Here is a 19,366-nt window from a genome sequence, read left to right on the forward strand (position 1 = left end):
TGAGAATTTTTTAATTTTACTATAAAAATAAAAGAGCAATTATTTAAATAACTGCTCTTTATAATAACTAATTTAAGCTAAAGAATTTAGTGAATGCTTCTACTGAATAAAAATTATCTTTTACTGTTGCAAGTTCTCTTACTGAGTGCATTCCTAATATTGGTGCTCCCATATCAACAACTGGTATACATAAATCAGCTGCTGACATTGGTCCTATTGTTGTTCCACCTTTTACATCTGATCTATTTACAAATTTTTGCATTGGAACATTAGATTCTTTACATACAGCTTCAAATATTCCAGCTGCAACTCCTTCTGTTGAATAGCTTCCTGATGCTGCAATTTTAAGAACTGGTCCATTTCCAAGAACAGGTCTATTTGTTGGATCATGTTTTTCTGGTAAATTTGGATGTACTGCATGAGCTAAATCTGCTGAAATCATTATTGAATTTGAAAGTGCTCTAAAGAATTCTTCTGTATTTTTATCAAGAGCAATTGCAATTCTTTCTAATGTTCTTCTAATTAAATTTGAATTAGCTCCTTGAGCTGTTAAGCTTCCTATTTCTTCATTATCTATACAAATCATAACTTTTGTTGCATCTATATCTGAACTATTTATTAAAGCTTTAATTCCTGCAAAAACCATCCATTGGTCATCTAACTTTCCAGCTGATATAAATTCTTCATTTACTCCCATTATGCATCCTTTTTCAAATTCATATAGGAATAAATCAAAATCTAATATATCTTCTTTATTAACACCTAATTCTTCTGTAATAAGATTTAATAATAAATCTTCCTTTTCTAAACTTTCATTAACAAATCCAGCTAAAGGTAATGTATCTTTTTGTTTATTAAATTCATAACCTTCATTTACTGATCTATTCATATGAATAGCTAAACTTGGTATTACTAATACTGGCTTATTTATATTTACTAGTTTAACTTCTGGCTTTAATGCTGATTTACCCTTAACTATTACTCTTCCAGCAATTCCAAGTGGTCTATCAAACCAAGTATAAAGTATTGGTCCACCATATACTTCTGTGTTTAATTTTAAATAATGATTTTCTCCTACCATTTCAGCATTTGGCTTAATTTTAAATCCTGGTGCATCTGTATGTGCTCCAATAAGTCTAAAACCATCTTTTTCTATTTCACCATTACCAACAGTAAAAGCTATTACTGCTGAATCATTTTTCTTTAAATAATATTTTCCGCCTTTTTTAACTTTCCATGAGTCAGATTCAAATAATTCTTGAAATCCTTCTTTATCCAAAATTTCTTTTACTGATGAAGCAGCATGATATGCTGTTGGACTATTATATAAGAAATCTATTAATTCATTTGCTAATTTCTTTTGCATAACTATTCCTCCTAAAGCTAAATAACTATTTATTATATATTTTACCACATTTAATACTAAAAATAATTATAAACTAATGATTTAATACTTTATTTAACCTTTAATTATTTAAATTAAAATATGTATAAAGCATAAATTTTAATTTTTTCATTTAAACTAAAATTATATAAATAACCTGAAATAAAATAAACATTTATTTAAATAAATATTAACTTTTAAAATATACTTTTAACTATATAAATTCTAAATTAAAATAATATTTCTTTACCAAATAAAAAATAAAATTTAATTTAAAATATAGTATAAAATTAATGTTTACTTTATTTGATTAATGTTTAACTCTAATATAGAATAAAATATATAAATTAAACGGGGGTAATATTAATGATTTCGCAATTTTTAGTAAAAAAATTCATAAAAGATAGTGAAAATACCGCTAGTAAAAAAGTTCGTAATTCTTATGGATTTTTAGGTGGTATTATTGGAATAATAGTTAATTTTTTATTATTTTTAATAAAATTTAGTGTCGGTACATTAGTATCAAGTATAGCAGTTACTGCTGATGCCTTTAATAACTTATCTGACACGGCTTCTTCAATAATAACTATTGTTGGATTTAATATGGCAAATAAACCAGCTGATGAAGAACATCCTTTTGGACATGGTAGAATTGAGTACTTATCAGCTCTTGTTGTAGCATTTATGGTTATGCTAGTTGGATTTCAATTTGTAAAAACATCATTTGATAGAATAATGAATCCCGAAGCTATTAAATTTGAATGGATTCCTTTTATTCTTCTTATTATTTCTATTTTTCTTAAAGTATGGCTTTCATTCTTTAATAAATTTATTGGAAATAAAATTGACTCAACAGCTTTAAAAGCATCTGCTGTTGATGCTTTAGGTGATGTATTTACATCAAGTTGTGTTGCAATATCTTTACTTGCTGCTAAATTTACAACTATTCCAATTGATGGTTATGTTGGTATTCTAGTTGCATTATTTATAATTTATTCTGGATTTTCACTTGTTAAAGAAACAATTAATCCTTTACTAGGCGAAGCACCTGACCCTAAATTAGTAAAAGATATACATTCTATGCTTTTATCATACGATTATATAACAGGAATACATGATCTTGTTATACATAACTATGGTCCTGGAAGATGTATGGCATCAGTCCACGCTGAAATACCATCAGATATTGATATTATGAAAATTCATAATATAATAGATAAAGCTGAAAGAGAAATTTCTAAAGAACTTGGTGTATATTTAGTAATTCATATGGACCCAATATGTTTATCTAATGATGAAATTAGAGAAGCTCATAATGAAGTATCAAAAATTATTAAATATAATCCATTAATTAAGTCTATGCATGACTTTAGGATAGTTGGTGAAGGAAATGAAAAAAATCTTATTTTTGATATAGTAGTTAATTCAAAGGCACTAAATAAAATAATGGATGAAAATGCCTTAAAAAAAGATTTAATAAAATCAATAAAAGATATACATCCTCAATATAATTGCATAATAACAATAGACCATGATTATAGTTAATTTAATTATAATTTATAGTAATCATTTGTTTTAATCAAATTTTATAGAGTAGCTTTTTAGCTACTCTATTTTTAATTTAATAAAACTTTAATTTTTCAAAAAGTTATTTTTTATATTGAATTTTTGGAAATTTTTGTATTATAATCTATTTATAAGTAAATTCTATTTAAAATCTTTTAACTCTTTATTGTTTTATTATCAATTCAAAATAAAATTAATATTTTAATCAATTAAAGGAATATATAGTTCTCTTTAGAGAACTATATTACTATTGCATATAATATTATAAGCATAGAAAAAATCATTGTATTATAGGGGGCTATATGATAAATAATATTAATATTCTTTCTAATATAACTAATACAAAACCTAGTTTTGTGAGTTGGTTTGTAATCTTATTTTTACTGGCTGTATTGGTAATTGGTATTAGATATTATTTTGCCAAAAAGCAATAAAAAGGACAGGAATTCTGTCCTTTTTTATTTTCATAACTATTTTAAAACATAATTCCCTAATAGTAACAAATAAATCTATACAAATATATAATGTATTACTGAAATATTTTATGAGAAGGTGAAATAATGGACACAACTCAAAATCGTCATATGTTTCTAGGTAATAATACACCAAAAGGTTTTTATTCCCTTTTTAAATATTTATTATCTCAAGAAGATGCCAATAGAATTATATGTCTTAAAGGTGGACCTGGAACTGGAAAATCCTCTCTTATGAAAAAACTTGCCTTCCACTTTAAATCTAACGGATATACAGTTGAGGAATATCACTGCTCATCTGATGATCAATCATTAGATGGTGTCTTAGTTAAAGAACTAAAAGCAGCAATTTTAGATGCAACTTCTCCTCATATGACAGACCCACGTTCCCCTGGAGCTATAGATAAAATTATTGACTTAGCTGTCGCTTTAGATAACAAAAATATATCTAAATATAAGAATGAAATTATATCCCTTAGTAATCAAATAAGTGAATGTTTTTCTAGAGCTTATACATTTTTTAACGCTGCAAATTCAGTATATTTGGATTGGCGAAATATAAATAAATCATCTGTAAATAAAGACTTATTATTAAATCTTGAAGAAACAATTAAGTCAGCAGTTTTACCTATTAAATCATCCAATACACTTGGAGGTGAAAGACATCTTTTTGCTACTGCTTTTACTCCAAATGGAATAGTTTCTTTTAGTGAACTTCTATCAAAATCTTTAACAAAATTATTTGTACTTAAAGGTGAACCTGGTCTTTATAAAAGTGATTTATTAAAATCATTAGGAATTTCAGCTCAAAAGCTTGGTTTATATGTTGAGTACTACCATCATCCTCTTTTACCTGATGAATTAGAGCATATAATAATACCTTCAGAAGGAATAGGTATATTTAGTGAAAATGAATTATCAAAAATAAAATTAAATGCAACTGTTTTTGATTTATCCTCCCTTTGTGATAGAAATATATTAGCAAATTATAAAGAAGAATTAGACTTTGATAGAACTGAATTTGATATACTTCTTAATAAAGGTTTATCTTTAATAACAGAAGCTAAACTTACACATGATAAGCTTGAAAAAATATATGTTTCTCACATGGATTTTAATTTAGTAAATAAAATTTATAATGATATAATAATAGATTTTGAAAAGTTTAAAAATTAAATTATCTTTAAATAAACTTAAATCCTAATTAATCTTTAACTGTTTAATATTATGATGGATTATAATTATAAGCAAAAAAAAGATTGCGTAAATTTACGCAATCTTTTTTGCTATTTGTTTATCTGTTTTATAACTGATAATCTATGAAGGGCCCTAGTACACATTATATATTTTACAAGATTTGGAGTGTCTGTGTCATCCTCTAAAATGATTACTCCATCAAATTCTAATCCTTTTGCAAAATATGCTGGTATTAAAACTTTTCCGCCTCTATATATTATGTCATTTCTATCAAATGTAAGTATTTTAACTTTTCCTTTGAGTCTATGAGATAAATTTTTAAGCTCATCTTTTTTCTTAGTTATAACAGCTATACTTTCAAGACCTTCTTCTTCATAATCTTCAATTATAGAAGTTATAGTATCTATAGTTTCTTCAATATTTTCTGTTTCTTCTTCAAGAACGGACTCACCACTTCTTACTAATGGTACAATTTTTTCCTCATCTAAGAATTTACTTGCATATTCCATTATTTGTTGAGTTGATCTATAACTTTTATTTAAACTAAATTCCATTACATTATCTAATATTTCATTTAATTTAAGCATTGCTGGAACTTCTTTTGTATCAATAAGCCTTTGATTACTATCTCCAACTATCGTATAACTCTTAGCTCCTGTTAATTCTTTTAATACTATAAATTGAATATAATTATAATCTTGAGCTTCATCAATTACTACGTGCTTATATTCTTTTTTAGTTTTTTTACCATTTAACTTTATCATTAAATAAAGTATACCTGCAAGATCCATAAAGCCAAGATTATCAGTATTTGTAATTTTCTTATATATACTTACTATATCTTCATTATTAAGCCATTCATTTAATCTTTCTCTTGCATTAATAACTTCTCTTACTATTTCTCTTATTCTTAGTCTTCTAGTAAAATCTAAATTATTTTTTTCAAAAATAAGTTCATCTTCTGTAAGAGAGCTTATTTTTTCTTGTATTTCTTTATTTAACTTCCAAACATACTCATCTCTTTTATCTTTTATTTTAGAAATAAGTATTCTTTTTATTTTATCACTTCTTCTAAATAAAGGCATATAAGCATAATGTTTATTAAATAATTCTCTTATTTCATCTTTTGAAACTATTTCTTCTCCAAAGAATTTTACACTATCTAAAGAAAAATAATTTTTATTCATTTCTTCTATGGAATCATCTAGTTTTCTTACAAATTCAAATGAACTCTTATACTTGTATTCTTTTAAAGCTTCTTCATTACCTTTCATAGCTTCTTCTATATAATAAGAAAACTCTGTTATAGGTTCATTAATTCCTATTTCTTTAATTGCAAAAGCTTCAAAGGTCATATTATCTACTCCATCTTCACCAAGTGATGGAAGTACACCATTTATATAATCCATAAATATATCATTTGGACCAAGTATTAAAACTTTGTCTCCAAATTGTTTTCTAAAATTATATAAAAGATATGATATTCTATGAAGAGCTATTGTTGTTTTTCCTGAACCCGCAACTCCATTTACAACAACAGCTTTATCCTTTGGAGCTCTTATTATTTCATCTTGCTCCTCTTGTATTGTCATTACAATATCTTTAAGTTTCTCACTTGAATTACTTGTTAAAACCATTTGAAGTATTTCATCTTTTACATCTATTGCTGATTCAAATACACCTTTAAGTTCTCCATTTTTTATTACAAGTTGTTTTCTTGATAGTATATCAGCAGATATCTCTCCAGATGGAGAAGTATATGAAGATTCACCAACATTTCCTTTATAGAATAATGAAGCTATAGGAGCACGCCAGTCTACAATGACTGGCTCATATGTTCCTTCTCTTGTAAGTCCAAATCTACCTATATAAATTTCTTCTGGAGAATCTCCCTCTTCTATAAAATTTATTTTTCCAAAGTAAGGTGATTCCTTCAAAATTGTGTATTCCTTAAGCTTTTTATCTATATTTTTAAAAGCTTCCTCTTTTACATAAGCTTCATGGTCAAAGTATTCTAATACTTTATCCTCATCATCCCTATATTCTTCTATTACTTTTTTTCTGTAATCTATAATATATTCTGTTATATATTTTCTTTTTTCTATATAACTTAAAATCTCTTCATTTATTATATTTAATGTGTCATTTAAATGAGCTTCTTCCATAAGGAAATCTAGGTTGTTTTCCATATTATCTATATCTCCTTCCAAAATAGATTGTTACTCACCTATTTACCATCTCTATTATTCTCATTACTTGTTGATTTTTCTTCATTTTCATTGCTTAATTTTAAATCTTTTTTTTCATTATTAGAAGAATTTAAACTCTCTTTGTTTTGCTCTAAATTTTCTACTATTGTAGTAGAAACCTTAGTAACAGCTATTTCATCCTTTGCTTCTAATTTTTCTGTTGATAATATTGAAGCTTCCTTTTTAGAATTTTTTCTACTTTCAGCAAGCATCTTAGCTTCTTTTCTAGCTTGTTCTTTTATTCTATCTTCTTCTTCTTTTTTAATTCTCATTTCTGGATATTTTTCATAAACTATTTCCATAAATTCATCTCCAAAAATAGTTTCCTTTTCAAGAAGAACATTTGATATTTTATCTAAAAGGTCTCTATTATCTTTTAGTAAAGTTCTTGCTTTCTTATGAGCTTCCTTTATTATATTAAGAACTGCTTTATCAACTAAAGTTGAAGTTTCTTCACTACAATTTCTAACAGCCCTACCATCTAAATATCTATTTTGTATTGATTCAAGAGCCATCATATCAAACTCTTCTGTCATACCATACATAGTTACCATTCCTCTAGCTGTTTGAGTTGCTCTTTCTATATCATTTGAAGCTCCTGTTGATACAAGATTAAATACTTCTTCTTCAGCTGATCTACCACCAAGCATTACAGTTATTTGATTCATAAGCTCTTCCTTAGAAATTAGGTATTTTTCTTCTTCAGGTAATTGCATAGTATATCCAAGAGCTCCCATAGTTCTTGGAACTATTGTAATTTTATGAACTGGATCTGCTCCATCTAAAAGAGCTGCAACTAAAGCGTGACCAACTTCATGGAAAGCAACTGCTTTCTTTTCTTTTGGTGAAAGTATTCTATCTTTCTTTTCTTTACCTGCTATTATATCTTCTACTGCTTCTCTTAAGTCATCTTGAATAACTTCTTTTCTACCTTCTCTAACAGCTCTAAGTGCTGCTTCATTCATGATGTTTGCAAGGTCTGCCCCAACTGCACCAGGAGTACTCTTTGCTATTTCTTCTAAATTTACGTCTTTTCCAAGTTTAATATCTTTTGCATGAACTTTAAGTATAGCCTCTCTTCCTGGAAAATCTGGTCTATCAACTATAACTCTTCTATCAAATCTACCTGGTCTAAGTAATGCTTTATCAAGTATTTCAGGTCTATTTGTAGCCCCAAGTATTACTATACCCTTTGATGAATCAAAACCATCCATTTCAGCCAATAACTGATTAAGTGTTTGTTCTCTTTCATCATTACTTTGAAGTTGACTATCTCTACTCTTACCAACAGCATCAATTTCATCTATAAAGATTATACAAGGAGCTTTTTCTTGAGCATCCTTAAATAATTCTCTAACTCTTTTAGCTCCAGCACCAACAAACATCTCAACAAAGCTTGAACCTGATATTGAGAAAAATGGTACCTTTGCTTCTCCTGCAACTGCTTTTGCTAGTAATGTTTTACCTGTTCCTGGAGGTCCAACTAAAAGAACTCCTTTTGGTAGCTTAGCTCCTATTTCAGTATATTTACTAGGATCATTTAAGAAATCTATTACCTCTTCAAGAGATTCTTTAGCTTCTTCTTGTCCTGCAACATCCTTAAATGTTACGCCTATTTCATCTTCTAAATAAACTTTAGCATTATTTTTTCCAAGTGACATCATTCCGCCACCCATTTTACCTGCCATTTTTGAGAATATTACTTTCCACATTATAAACATGAATAAAAATAATAATCCATAACTTACTAAGAAGTCAAAAATAGGTGATTGTTTAGGATTTTTTCCTGTTACGTCAATTCCTGCTGAATTTAATTGTTTAAGTAAGTCATTGTTTGGTATATTTGCTGTATATAAAGTCTTTCCTTTGTATTCACTCTTATCATTTGGTGTAATAATTAAATTCTCAGTAGTTATTACAACCTTTGAAATTTGTTTATCCTTCACCATTTGTTGGAATGAAGTATAACTAATCTCTTTATTCATTGATGTCTCTCTAATGTAATTAAAGGACATTATAATTGCTAAGGCTATTAAAAAATATATAATCCCAGCCTTATTTTTATTTTGTTTTTGGTTTTCTGGCTCCATACAATCCACCTCTCTTTTCCTTATAATTATTGTAAAAATCCTATCTCATTGAAAGGATATATTTTAACTTGTGCTTTACCTAATATTTGATCTCCATTTATATATGGATTCTTCCAAAATCTAGCATCATTTGAATTTGCCCTATTATCCCCTAAGAAAAAGTACTTACCTTCTGGAACCTTAAATGTTCCATAAAACTCCATAGGATTTTTTACATATGGTTCATCTAACTTCTTGCCATTTACATAAACAGAAGTACCATCAAATCTTATTTCATCTCCTGGAAGTCCTATAAGTCTTTTTATAACTATCTCATCAAGTTCTTTAGAGTTAAAAACTACTATATCACCTCTTTTTAAATTTTCTGGCTTATAAACTTTTGTTACTAAAAGCCTATCATTTACATTTAAAGTTGGTGCCATTGATGAACTTGGTATATAAACTCTAAATATTAAAAATCTATTTATTAATATAGCTAATACAACAGCTATAATTATTGGTATAATCCAATCTTTAAAAAAATTTAACTTAGTATTATTCATCCCACATTCCTTCCATTAATTCACTAATATACTTTTTTCTTTTAATGGTTTCTTCTTCACTATAATAGTATTGATTATTTTCTTCATATACTACATCACCACTTTTTAACTTTATAGAAAATTCATTTTTAGGAACATTTAATATTTTATTATCTAAAGACTGTAAAATATAATATCGTCCTTCACTTCTATCAACTACATAAATTTTTCTCATAAATGCATTATATACCTGTTTAACCTTTCCTAAATATTGATATTAAATTAAATTTAATTATATCATACTTTTTTGACAAATTTATTTCATGAAATTTAAATTTTTATATTATATTCTTGTCCTTTTTTAAATACTTTTAATCTTATTTTCACATTATATCATACGTAATTTATATTTCAATATTATACAATATTAAATACCACTTAAGTATTTTTTAATAACAAAAATAAACGAATAAACTAATTAGTTTATTCGTTCTAAATTACATTAAAATCTTTTAATATTATTAAATAAAATATTATTTTATACTTCCAAATTCCCTTATTGGATATATTCTAAGTTGTGCCTCACCTTTTATATCTTCCTTTGGAATATATGGATCTTCCCAATACCTTGAGTCAGCTGAATTTTTTCTATTATCTCCTAAGAAAAAATATTTACCTTCTGGAACTTTGAACTCCCCAAAAAAACCATCTGGATTTTTCACATAATCCTCTTGAATAAATTCTCCATTAATATAAAGTTCATTTCCTCTTACATCAATTTCATCTCCTGGAAGACCTATAAGCCTCTTTATCATAATCTCATTTTTTTCTTTATTTTTAAAGACTATGATATCCCCTCTTTTTAAATTATTAAAATTATAAACTTTTGTTACTAAAAACTTTTCTCCTACTTTTATAGTAGGTTCCATTGATGATGTAGGAACCTCTACTTTAAAAATTAAAAATTTGTTTATTAGTAAAGCTAATATTACAGCTAAGATAATAGGACAGACTATGTCCGTAATAAATTTTTTTCCCATACTTTTCCCCACTTTATACCCTTCAGTTAAATTTAAATTACTTCATTTTTAATTATATCATCATAGCTCTCTCTTTTACATATAATTTTAATTTTTCCACCTTTAACCATAACAACTGCTGGCTTTGGAATCTTATTGTAATTATTAGACATTGAATAACCATATGCACCCGTTGACATAACTGCAAGAACATCTCCACTTAAAACAGATGGTATTTTTATTGCATTTAATAATATATCACCAGATTCGCAACACTTTCCAGATATAGTTACTTTCTCTTTAGCATCATATATAACCCTATTTGCAACTATACATTCATATCTAGCCTTATATAATGCTGGTCTTATATTATCAGTCATACCGCCATCTACAGACACATATTTTCTAACTGATGGTATATTTTTTATTGAGCCTATAGTATATAATGTTATTCCTGCATTTCCAGCTATTGACCTTCCCGGCTCTATAATAAGTGTAGGTCTTTCCAATTGTAAATTTTTGCAAACTTCATCTACTTTATTTATTATGGCATTACAATATTCCTCTATTTCTCTTGGTTTATCTTCATCACTATAATATATTCCAAATCCACCACCTAAATCTAACTCTTTTATTATATATCCAGTTTCATTCTTAACTCTATTTATTAAATTAAGCATTATCTCAGCCGCATCTTCGTAAGGAGTTATTTCAAATATTTGTGAACCTATATGACAATGAAGCCCAAGTAAATTTATGTTTTCCAATTTTATAGCCCTTTTTATAGCATTTATTATATTATCTCCTACTGGTGCAAAACCAAACTTAGAATCAATTTGTCCTGTCTTTATATATTCATGTGTATGTGCCTCAATACCCGGAGTAATTCTTAAATAAATATCTTGCTTTCTTTCATAATCTCTAGCAATTTTATTAAGCTGTTCTATTTCAAATAAATTATCCACTACAAATGTTCCAACACCAAGTTTTACACCCATTTCAATTTCTTCTAATGTTTTATTATTTCCATGAAATAATACTTTTTTTAATGGAAAATCAGCTTTATATGCTGTATATAATTCTCCACCTGAAACAACATCTAAACATAAGCCTTCTTCCTCTATTATTTTACACATCGCTAAAGTTAAAAATGCTTTTCCAGCATAGGCTACCTTATTACCTCTATTTTCACAACTAAAGGCCTGAAAATACCTTCTACAATTTTCTCTAATTAAATTCTCATCCATAACATATAAAGGAGTTCCAAACTCTTCAACTAACTTTGTTGTTTTTATTCCTCCAATTACTAAAGTATTTTCTTCAGTCCTCATATTACCAAATAGTTTCATTTAAATTCCTCCAATTCATTTAAGTAAAACAAAACGTCACAGGAAAATTCCTGTGACGGGTAATAACGTTATAACATTAAGGTATTATAATTACAAAAACTTAAGCCTAAAATTAATATATTCTAAACTCACTTATATAGTAATTTAAAAATCCTTGTAGCTCTCCACGTTATGTGACAGTTATGCATATATTATATACATACCCAGAAAAATTATATTTGCATTATAATTTAACTTCGGCCAATCATCCTTTCATCCTTATTCATAGTCTGCAAAACTCCTAAAGATTACTCTTAATCTCGGCACCTCTACCCTAAGATTTGTTCTTTCCTAATATATTATTATTTTTTATTATTTATGATACTATAAATTTAAAGTCTTTTATACATTAATATTCTTTTTCTCTATAAATATTCATTAAATCTCCCATTATCTCTGCTGATGATGGTGGTGTATAACTTATTGCATTAGCTCCAGCTTCTATTGTTTCTAATATACTTTCTTCAGTATTTCCTCCAGTTGCAATTATAGGAACTAAAGGATACTTTTCTCTTATTTTCTTAACAATTCTAGCTGTATTTTTTCCACCTGATACATTTAATATAGTGGCACCTGAATTTAATCTTTCTTCTATATCTGTATCTTCTGATACAACTGTTACAACAACAGGAATATCTATTGTTTTTCTTATCTTTTTTATTACACTGTTTGTTGTTGGTGCATTTACAACTATCCCTATTACTCCTTTAAATTCAGCATCTAATGCTAAGTTTATAACTCTCCTACCTTGAGTTATTCCACCTCCAACTCCACAAAACACTGGAACATCAGCTGCTGTTATTATAGCCTCAGTTATTTTTGGTTGGGGGGTGAAAGGATATACTGCCATTATTGCATCTGCATTTGTATTTTTTATCATGGCAACATCAGTTGAAAACATTATTGATTTAATTCTCTTTCCAAATATCTTTATTCCACTACACTTTCTTATTGCAGAAGGTGCTTCAATTATATGATTTCTAAATGTTCCTAATATTTCTGGAACATATTTTTCATTATCCTTACTCATTTTTATCCCTCCAAAAACTTACATTGCTTTGCTTTACAACTTATTATATAACCAACTTCCATTAATTAAAATATTTATTTTTGATAAATAAAAAATATTTATTCATTTTATAGATAAGTATGTATTATTTGTAATATAATGTTTACAAATAATATTGATTTATAAAAGGCGGTGTTTTTTTATTTATGCTTCAACTAAAAAAATTTTTTCTCCCGTACAAAATCTTAATTTCAATATATCTATTTTTTATACTTACTGCTTTTACTATTAATTCTCCTAAAGAAATCTTTATAGGATTAAAAAACATAATATTAACACCTGATATTCTAATAACTGATTATATTCAAATTGCTGGCATTGGTGCTACATTAGTAAATGCAGCATTGACAAGTATTATAAGTATTTTTATATTAGTAGCTTTAAAAATTAAACCTAATGGCTCAACTATAATGGCATTATGGCTTATGACTGGCTTTTCTTTCTTTGGCAAAAATATAATTAATATATGGCCTGTTATGTTTGGTGTTTATCTATATTCCAAATATCAAAAGCAACCTTTAATGAATTATTCCTTAGTAATGTTATTATCAACAACTCTAGCCCCAACTGTTACTCAACTTAGTTTTTCATCTAATAATCTATTGCTAGGTATTACTTTAGGGTCATTAATAGGAGTATTTACAGGATTCCTACTAACTCCTATAGCAACTCATTGTATTTCAGCTCATGGCGGCTATAACCTTTATAATATAGGCTTTGCTTGTGGACTTCTTGCAACACTTCTTATGTCCATTTTTAGAATATTTGGAATAGACTTTAAAACTCAATTAGTTTGGAGTACCGGAAACAACACATTTCTTTTTATATTTATGCTTATAATATCTATTTACTTAATTTGTATTGGACTCTATTTTGGAAAAGATCATAAAAATAACTTAAAAAAAATAAATAGTTTTTCTGGAAAACTTGTATCAGATTTTTATATTTTATTTGGAGAAACATCTTATATTAATATGGGAATAATAGGTATTTTCTCAAGTATATACTTATTATTATTTGGTGGAGACTTAAACGGTCCAACAATTGGTGGTTTATTTACTATAATAGGTTTTGGCTGTTTTGGAAAACATATAAAAAACATAGTACCTGTAATGATTGGAGCTACTATATGTGCTATTATAGGAGTTAATGATATATCTGATCCTGGAATTCAACTCGCAATACTATTCAGTACTTGTCTTGCTCCTATATCAGGTAAATTTGGTTGGAAATATGGAATACTAGCAGGTATACTTCATGTTTCATTAGTTACAAATGTAGGATATTTACATGGTGGGTTAAATTTATATAATAATGGACTTGCAGGTGGATTTGTAGCAATGATTTTAATACCAATTATAACAACATTCAAAAGGGAGGTTTACACAAATGAAATTTAATGTAGAAAAAAAACTTAAGATAATTAATGAAATTATGTCATTTTGTTATCACTTAAATAGTACTGATATTAATGTAAACGTAAAAACTATAGAAAATACATCTATTATTTTAATAAAGGCAAAAATTGAAAATTTATCAGATGAAACTTTAATGAATTTAACTCAAACTCTTAATATTCCACGCCAACATGAAGTTGAACAATACTATTGGCATTTAGGAGGAAATAATGAATTTGACTCTGAATTATCTTTAGTTGGTATGATGGTAGATAGTACAACTATTTCTTATGATAATAATATATTAGTTATAGAACTTAAAAGAATTGAAAATTATTAAAAAATCCACATAACTATATCAAACTATAGTTATGTGGATTTTAATTGTTATAAATTCATACTTTCTAATATCTTTTTAACTACTCTTTTCCCTATCTTATCTTCTTCCATTTGAGATATAGCATCATTTATGTTAACCCATTCAATTCCTTCTACTTCATCTGATTTTTTTATATCACCACTATCATAATCAGCCATAAATGTTATCATAAATAAATCTTTATCTTTAACAAAATCAGAACCTAGATATTTTATATTTTTTATTTTTATTCCTGTTTCCTCAAGAACTTCTCTATAAACGGTATCTTCTGCATACTCATTTTGACCTACATATCCAGATATTAATACTTTTGAATTTTTATATATATAACTTTGTTTTAATAAAAGAATTTCTTTTTCTTTCACTACTCCAACCACTATACAAGGTTTTGGAGTATCAAAATATAATGTATCATCTATTGGACAATAAGGTACATATCCCTCATCCCAACAATTAAACATCTCTAATTCCCTACCACACTTTGGACAAAACTTATATTTCATATATAACTCCCTTTTACTTTATAATTATTACTTTAATTATAAAATACAATATTATGTTTTAGAAGTAAATTTTCTAAAAATTAACTTCAATTCTATTTGTTAATGTTATTGAATCTTTTAAAACATCACATTCATAAACAAATATATCTACTCCATTATCTCTTGCTTCTCTTAAGGCTTTACCAAATTCATTATCTCTTTCATCATTTGGTGCAAAATCTTTCATATTATTCATTTGAAGTAAAAATAACACACCTGCTCCTCTACCACTTTTTTTAACTTCTATTAACTCTAATAAATGCTTTCTTCCCCTTTCTGTTGGCGCATCAGGAAACATTGCATGACCGTCTTCTTCTAATGTAACACCTTTTACCTCTAAATAGTATTCTTCTCCATTATCATTAGATAATTTAAAATCAAATCTACTATTTCCAAAAGTTTTTTCTTTTAAAATATTATTATAACTAATTAATTTTTCTATTTTTTTATTTTGTAAAGCTTCCATAACTACTTTATTTGGTATTTGCGAATCTATACTTATTAACTCATTTCCTTTATATACAGAAATTAAATCATATTTAGTTTTTCTTGTAGGATTATTTTCTTTTCTTATAAGTACTTTAACTCCTTCTACAAGTAATTCCTTACATCTTCCTGTATTAGGAACATGTACAGTTATCTCCTCCCCCTCAAGTTCTACTAATGCATTAAATCTATTTGGTCTATTTATAAATTTAGCCTCAAGTATTTCTTTATTATATTCCATATTTTATCTCCTTTAAAGTTATTCACATTATCCACAATTTTTATCCACAGCTTTGTGAATACTGTTAACATTTTTCATCAACATAAATTATTTTTCTTAAATAAATTCTAACTAATAATCTTTATTTCTACAACACCCATCATATTGATTATTTTTTTATTTTTTTGGTATATATTGTGGTATTTTTATACTATATTTTTTATGGAAATTATTCTTTATTTTTACATATTATAAACATAGTTATCCACATTATCAACAACATTTCTTAATAAATCCTTTAAACAAGCCATTTATAGCCTGTTAATTATTATTCTGAATAATTATACTTTTTTGTAGAAAAATATAGTGATATAACTTTTAAGGAGTGATTATTTTGAATACTGGAAATATAATGACATTTTTAGATGAAAATAATAATAAAATTGATTATTCTATTTTAGAAAAAAAATTATTATGTGGAACTGAATACGTTGCATTAGCACCTGTTAATTCTCCAAATCAAATAGAAATATTTAAAATTAAATTTGATAAAGATTGGAATGAATCATTAGAGGAAGTATCATCTGAAAAAGAATTATCAATGTATAAACAAATTTCAAAGCTTAAATTTTAAGCAAAAGTACATTTAAATTAAAAAGAATTTCTATAATTTCATAATATAAAGCTATTAATATGTATATTTTTATTAATATACTTAACTTCATAAAGACTTTAATTGAAATATTGAAATTCTTTTTAATAAATATTATTTCTAAAATTATACTTTAAAATTTAGAAAACAAGTAATTAAATTGTATAAAAAATAATATTATGTAATTCAGAATTTTTATTTTGTAAATAATTATAAAAATCCTTAACAAATCTTATTAAATTCTTAAGTCTCTTAAAATAATCTTTAAATACGCACCAATACGTTGAATTGTCATTAAGCGAATATTATACTATGAATATGAAATTTTTTACAAAATCTATATAACTTTTTGTAATTTAGTTATAATAGGGGGATGTCAATGTGACTAAATCAGAATTTTTATCAATACTTGCAAATGGACTTAAAGAACTTCCTGATAGAAAGCTTGCTGAGATTATTTTTGATTATCAAGAAAATTTTATATCTGGATTTTCTGAAGGAAAAAATGAAGAAGACATTATAAATGAATTAGGAAATCCATACGATTTAATTGTTCATTATAAAAATCTTTATCTAAAAAATAATTATAATAAATATACAAAAGACTATTACGAAAATGATTATAATAAATATGTAAAAGACTATAGTGATACTTCAGATAAAACTACATCTACTAATATAAATGATACAGAACAATTTTCTAATGATTTAATTTCAAGTTCTAATATTAGTACTGATACTAAATCAAGTGAAGAATCAAAAAGTAAAAATAATGATTGTAAAAAAGAAACAATAGATCATATTAATTACTCATCTAATTCAAATATTAGAGATACTAATAATACATCTAAAAAATTTTTCTCTAAAAATTTTTCAATCAATATACGTGGAGTAATAAAACTTGCTTTAATTTGTTTTTTATTCTTATTATGTATCCCAATAATTCTATCTATCGGAGGGCTTGCCTTCGGAATATTTGCTGCAATAATCGCAATACTTATAGCAGCTATAGCTTTTAGTATTGCTTTAAATATAGGTAGTATATCTGTTTTGTTAGGAAAAATGGGATTAGTTATATTAGGAGCAAGTAATACACCAGCATTTATAACTGAATTTCCTACTGCTTCAATAATCATGTTTATAATAGGCTCAATTTCATTAACTTTACTTTTTATAATGCTAACTTATTATTTATTAAAATTTTGCTTATTCTATTCAATTAAATTAGTAAAAAAAATATTTGGTAAGGAGGCTAACTAATATGAAAAAACCTCTTATAAAAAAGAAATATAAAATTGCTTTATTAGTTCTTCTTATAATTTGCATAGCTTCATATATAAGTTCTGTTGCAATACTTTATAATAGTGGTTATAGATTATCAAATTACAAAGAAGATGCCAAAAAATTCTTAGGATTTGATTCTCGATTATTTAATGCAGAAACTTGGTTTGAAAATACTATTGCTACAACCAAACAAGCCAAATACACTATAAATAAAGATATAGATTCTATAAATATAATATCTAATAATTCTGATATAAGAATATATCCTAATAATTCAAATGAACTATTATTAGAATTTTCTATATCAGGTAAAGAAAGTATAGTTAAAGATTTTAATTCTAAAGAAATAAAATTTAATAAAAATGGTGGAACTTTAACTTTTAATACTGAGAACTTAGATTCATCCATAGATTATAATACAATAAATATTTCTATACCTAAGAGCTATAATAAAAATTTAACTATAAAACCAACATTATCTCAAATATCTATAATTAATTTAAATTTGAATAATTTAAACATAAAAGGAGATACTTCATCGGTTGAACTTTCTGATATAAAAGCCACTAATGTTGATGTAGAAACACTTGGTGATATAAGTTGTACAAATTCTAATTTTAAAAACTCTAAAATTAAAAATGACAACGGAAAGATTTATTGTAATGGATATTTTGGAAACTCATCTATAGAATGCTATTCAGGAGAAATTGATTTTTCATTTACTAAACTTGGTTCATCTACTAGTATTTCAAATACTCATGGAATAATAAATATATATAATAGAGGTAATGTAAGTGATTATTCATTAAATGCAAAAACTCGTAATGGCGAAATAATAGCATTAAATGATAAAACTTTTGATAAAAAAATATATACAAAAAAATTCGGTAATGGAAAAGATATCTTAAGTATAAAATCAACTGAATCTGGAGTTATAAACATAAATTAAATAGAATAATTATATAATCTTTATATTTTAGTATTAAAAATCACAATATACTTATGGTATATTGTGATTAATTTAAATATTCATATAGTTATTCATCTTAAATTTTAATCTTAACATCTTCTCTTCTTCTTCTGAAATATTCAAATATTTTTTTGCCCAAATATCTTCATTTACTTTTTCAAAGTTCATTATGTCAAATTTATCATCTTCTTTATATCCATACCAATATTCAAGAGAAAAACTACACCAAAATTTTAATATTAGATATTTTTTATTATGAACTAGCATATTAATTTTAAAACATTTTCTTCTTTTTAAATATTCATAAAAATCTATTACATTATCTGCAATATTTTTTTCAAATATGAAGTTATCAAAAAATCTTACTTTAGAACAATTTGAAAATTCTTTTATCTTTATTATATCAACATTTTTTTCAAATAAATATTCTTTTGCATATCTATAAAGATATAAAGTATATAAATCTAACTTCATAAGAAC

General features: G+C 25.8%; 18 protein-coding genes and 1 riboswitch. Of the genes, 7 read left to right on the forward strand and 11 right to left on the reverse strand.

All coding sequences use genetic code 11. The features are described from left to right. Nucleotides 1-67: 67 nt before the first annotated feature. The gene (locus AC4FQW_RS08525; RefSeq protein WP_491148525.1) at nt 68-1,366 is read right to left on the reverse strand and encodes a M18 family aminopeptidase; all 1,299 of its coding nucleotides are present in this window, start codon (nt 1,364-1,366) and stop codon (nt 68-70) included. Between the two features lie 384 nt (nt 1,367-1,750). On the opposite strand from AC4FQW_RS08525, the gene AC4FQW_RS08530 reads away from it, so the two are divergent. Both AC4FQW_RS08530 and AC4FQW_RS08535 read left to right on the forward strand, forming a co-directional pair. Next, a complete protein-coding gene (locus AC4FQW_RS08530; protein ID WP_303128921.1) occupies nt 1,751-2,929 on the forward strand; it encodes a cation diffusion facilitator family transporter in 1,179 nt (392 codons plus the stop codon). A 581-nt stretch (nt 2,930-3,510) separates the two neighbouring features. Then, the gene (locus AC4FQW_RS08535) at nt 3,511-4,599 is read left to right on the forward strand and encodes a P-loop domain-containing protein (protein ID WP_303128922.1); all 1,089 of its coding nucleotides are present in this window, start codon (nt 3,511-3,513) and stop codon (nt 4,597-4,599) included. Nucleotides 4,600-4,709: 110 nt separating this feature from the next. On the opposite strand, the gene AC4FQW_RS08540 is transcribed toward AC4FQW_RS08535, so the two are convergent. The 7 genes from AC4FQW_RS08540 to AC4FQW_RS08570 form a co-directional block, all read right to left on the reverse strand. Beyond that, nucleotides 4,710-6,809, reverse strand: a complete 2,100-nt coding sequence (locus AC4FQW_RS08540; protein ID WP_491148528.1) for a HelD family protein — start codon at nt 6,807-6,809, stop codon at nt 4,710-4,712. A gap of 38 nt (nt 6,810-6,847) precedes the next feature. Further along, complete coding sequence (gene ftsH / locus AC4FQW_RS08545; protein ID WP_303128923.1) at nt 6,848-8,959, reverse strand: ATP-dependent zinc metalloprotease FtsH; 2,112 nt, start codon at nt 8,957-8,959, stop codon at nt 6,848-6,850. A 26-nt stretch (nt 8,960-8,985) separates the two neighbouring features. Beyond that, nucleotides 8,986-9,501 carry a signal peptidase I gene (gene lepB / locus AC4FQW_RS08550; protein ID WP_303128924.1) on the reverse strand — a complete coding sequence of 172 codons (516 nt, stop codon included), beginning with the start codon at nt 9,499-9,501 and terminating at the stop codon, nt 8,986-8,988. After that, nucleotides 9,494-9,715, reverse strand: a complete 222-nt coding sequence (locus AC4FQW_RS08555) for a DUF3006 domain-containing protein (protein WP_303128925.1) — start codon at nt 9,713-9,715, stop codon at nt 9,494-9,496. Before AC4FQW_RS08555 ends, lepB (AC4FQW_RS08550) begins: the two co-directional genes overlap by 8 nt. A 298-nt stretch (nt 9,716-10,013) precedes the next feature. After that, complete coding sequence (gene lepB / locus AC4FQW_RS08560; RefSeq protein WP_303128926.1) at nt 10,014-10,520, reverse strand: signal peptidase I; 507 nt, start codon at nt 10,518-10,520, stop codon at nt 10,014-10,016. A gap of 32 nt (nt 10,521-10,552) precedes the next feature. Beyond that, complete coding sequence (gene lysA, locus AC4FQW_RS08565) at nt 10,553-11,848, reverse strand: diaminopimelate decarboxylase (RefSeq protein ID WP_491148532.1); 1,296 nt, start codon at nt 11,846-11,848, stop codon at nt 10,553-10,555. Between the two features lie 149 nt (nt 11,849-11,997). Further along, nucleotides 11,998-12,167, reverse strand: a riboswitch (Lysine riboswitch). Nucleotides 12,168-12,236: 69 nt separating this feature from the next. Next, nucleotides 12,237-12,917, reverse strand: a complete 681-nt coding sequence (locus AC4FQW_RS08570) for a beta/alpha barrel domain-containing protein (protein WP_303128932.1) — start codon at nt 12,915-12,917, stop codon at nt 12,237-12,239. A 185-nt stretch (nt 12,918-13,102) separates the two neighbouring features. On the opposite strand from AC4FQW_RS08570, the gene AC4FQW_RS08575 reads away from it, so the two are divergent. Both AC4FQW_RS08575 and AC4FQW_RS08580 read left to right on the forward strand, forming a co-directional pair. Then, nucleotides 13,103-14,356, forward strand: a complete 1,254-nt coding sequence (locus AC4FQW_RS08575; RefSeq protein ID WP_303128933.1) for a DUF1576 domain-containing protein — start codon at nt 13,103-13,105, stop codon at nt 14,354-14,356. Beyond that, nucleotides 14,346-14,693, forward strand: a complete 348-nt coding sequence (locus tag AC4FQW_RS08580) for a hypothetical protein (protein WP_491148535.1) — start codon at nt 14,346-14,348, stop codon at nt 14,691-14,693. The genes AC4FQW_RS08575 and AC4FQW_RS08580 overlap by 11 nt, the downstream gene beginning before the upstream one ends. Nucleotides 14,694-14,740: 47 nt before the next feature. Here the strand turns inward: AC4FQW_RS08580 and AC4FQW_RS08585 are convergent, their stop codons facing one another. Continuing rightward, nucleotides 14,741-15,235, reverse strand: a complete 495-nt coding sequence (locus AC4FQW_RS08585) for an NAD(+) diphosphatase (protein ID WP_303128936.1) — start codon at nt 15,233-15,235, stop codon at nt 14,741-14,743. Nucleotides 15,236-15,308: 73 nt separating this feature from the next. Further along, on the reverse strand, nt 15,309-16,001 hold the full coding sequence (sfsA, locus tag AC4FQW_RS08590) for a DNA/RNA nuclease SfsA (RefSeq protein WP_491148537.1): 693 nt from the start codon (nt 15,999-16,001) through the stop codon (nt 15,309-15,311). A gap of 373 nt (nt 16,002-16,374) precedes the next feature. Here sfsA and AC4FQW_RS08595 point away from each other — a divergent pair, with 373 nt between their 5' ends. The 3 genes from AC4FQW_RS08595 to AC4FQW_RS08605 all read left to right on the forward strand — a co-directional run bounded on the left by AC4FQW_RS08595 (nt 16,375) and on the right by AC4FQW_RS08605 (nt 18,865). After that, on the forward strand, nt 16,375-16,614 hold the full coding sequence (locus AC4FQW_RS08595) for a DUF1292 domain-containing protein (RefSeq protein ID WP_491148539.1): 240 nt from the start codon (nt 16,375-16,377) through the stop codon (nt 16,612-16,614). A gap of 399 nt (nt 16,615-17,013) precedes the next feature. Further along, complete coding sequence (locus AC4FQW_RS08600; RefSeq protein WP_491148541.1) at nt 17,014-17,892, forward strand: DUF1700 domain-containing protein; 879 nt, start codon at nt 17,014-17,016, stop codon at nt 17,890-17,892. 1 nt (nt 17,893) lies between these two features. Then, the gene (locus AC4FQW_RS08605; RefSeq protein ID WP_491148543.1) at nt 17,894-18,865 is read left to right on the forward strand and encodes a DUF4097 family beta strand repeat-containing protein; all 972 of its coding nucleotides are present in this window, start codon (nt 17,894-17,896) and stop codon (nt 18,863-18,865) included. Between the two features lie 72 nt (nt 18,866-18,937). Here AC4FQW_RS08605 and AC4FQW_RS08610 read toward each other — a convergent pair whose 3' ends face one another. Continuing rightward, complete coding sequence (locus AC4FQW_RS08610) at nt 18,938-19,360, reverse strand: hypothetical protein (protein ID WP_303128945.1); 423 nt, start codon at nt 19,358-19,360, stop codon at nt 18,938-18,940. Nucleotides 19,361-19,366 lie beyond the last annotated feature (6 nt).

The organism is Clostridium sp. TJA085 (genome assembly GCF_058310235.1).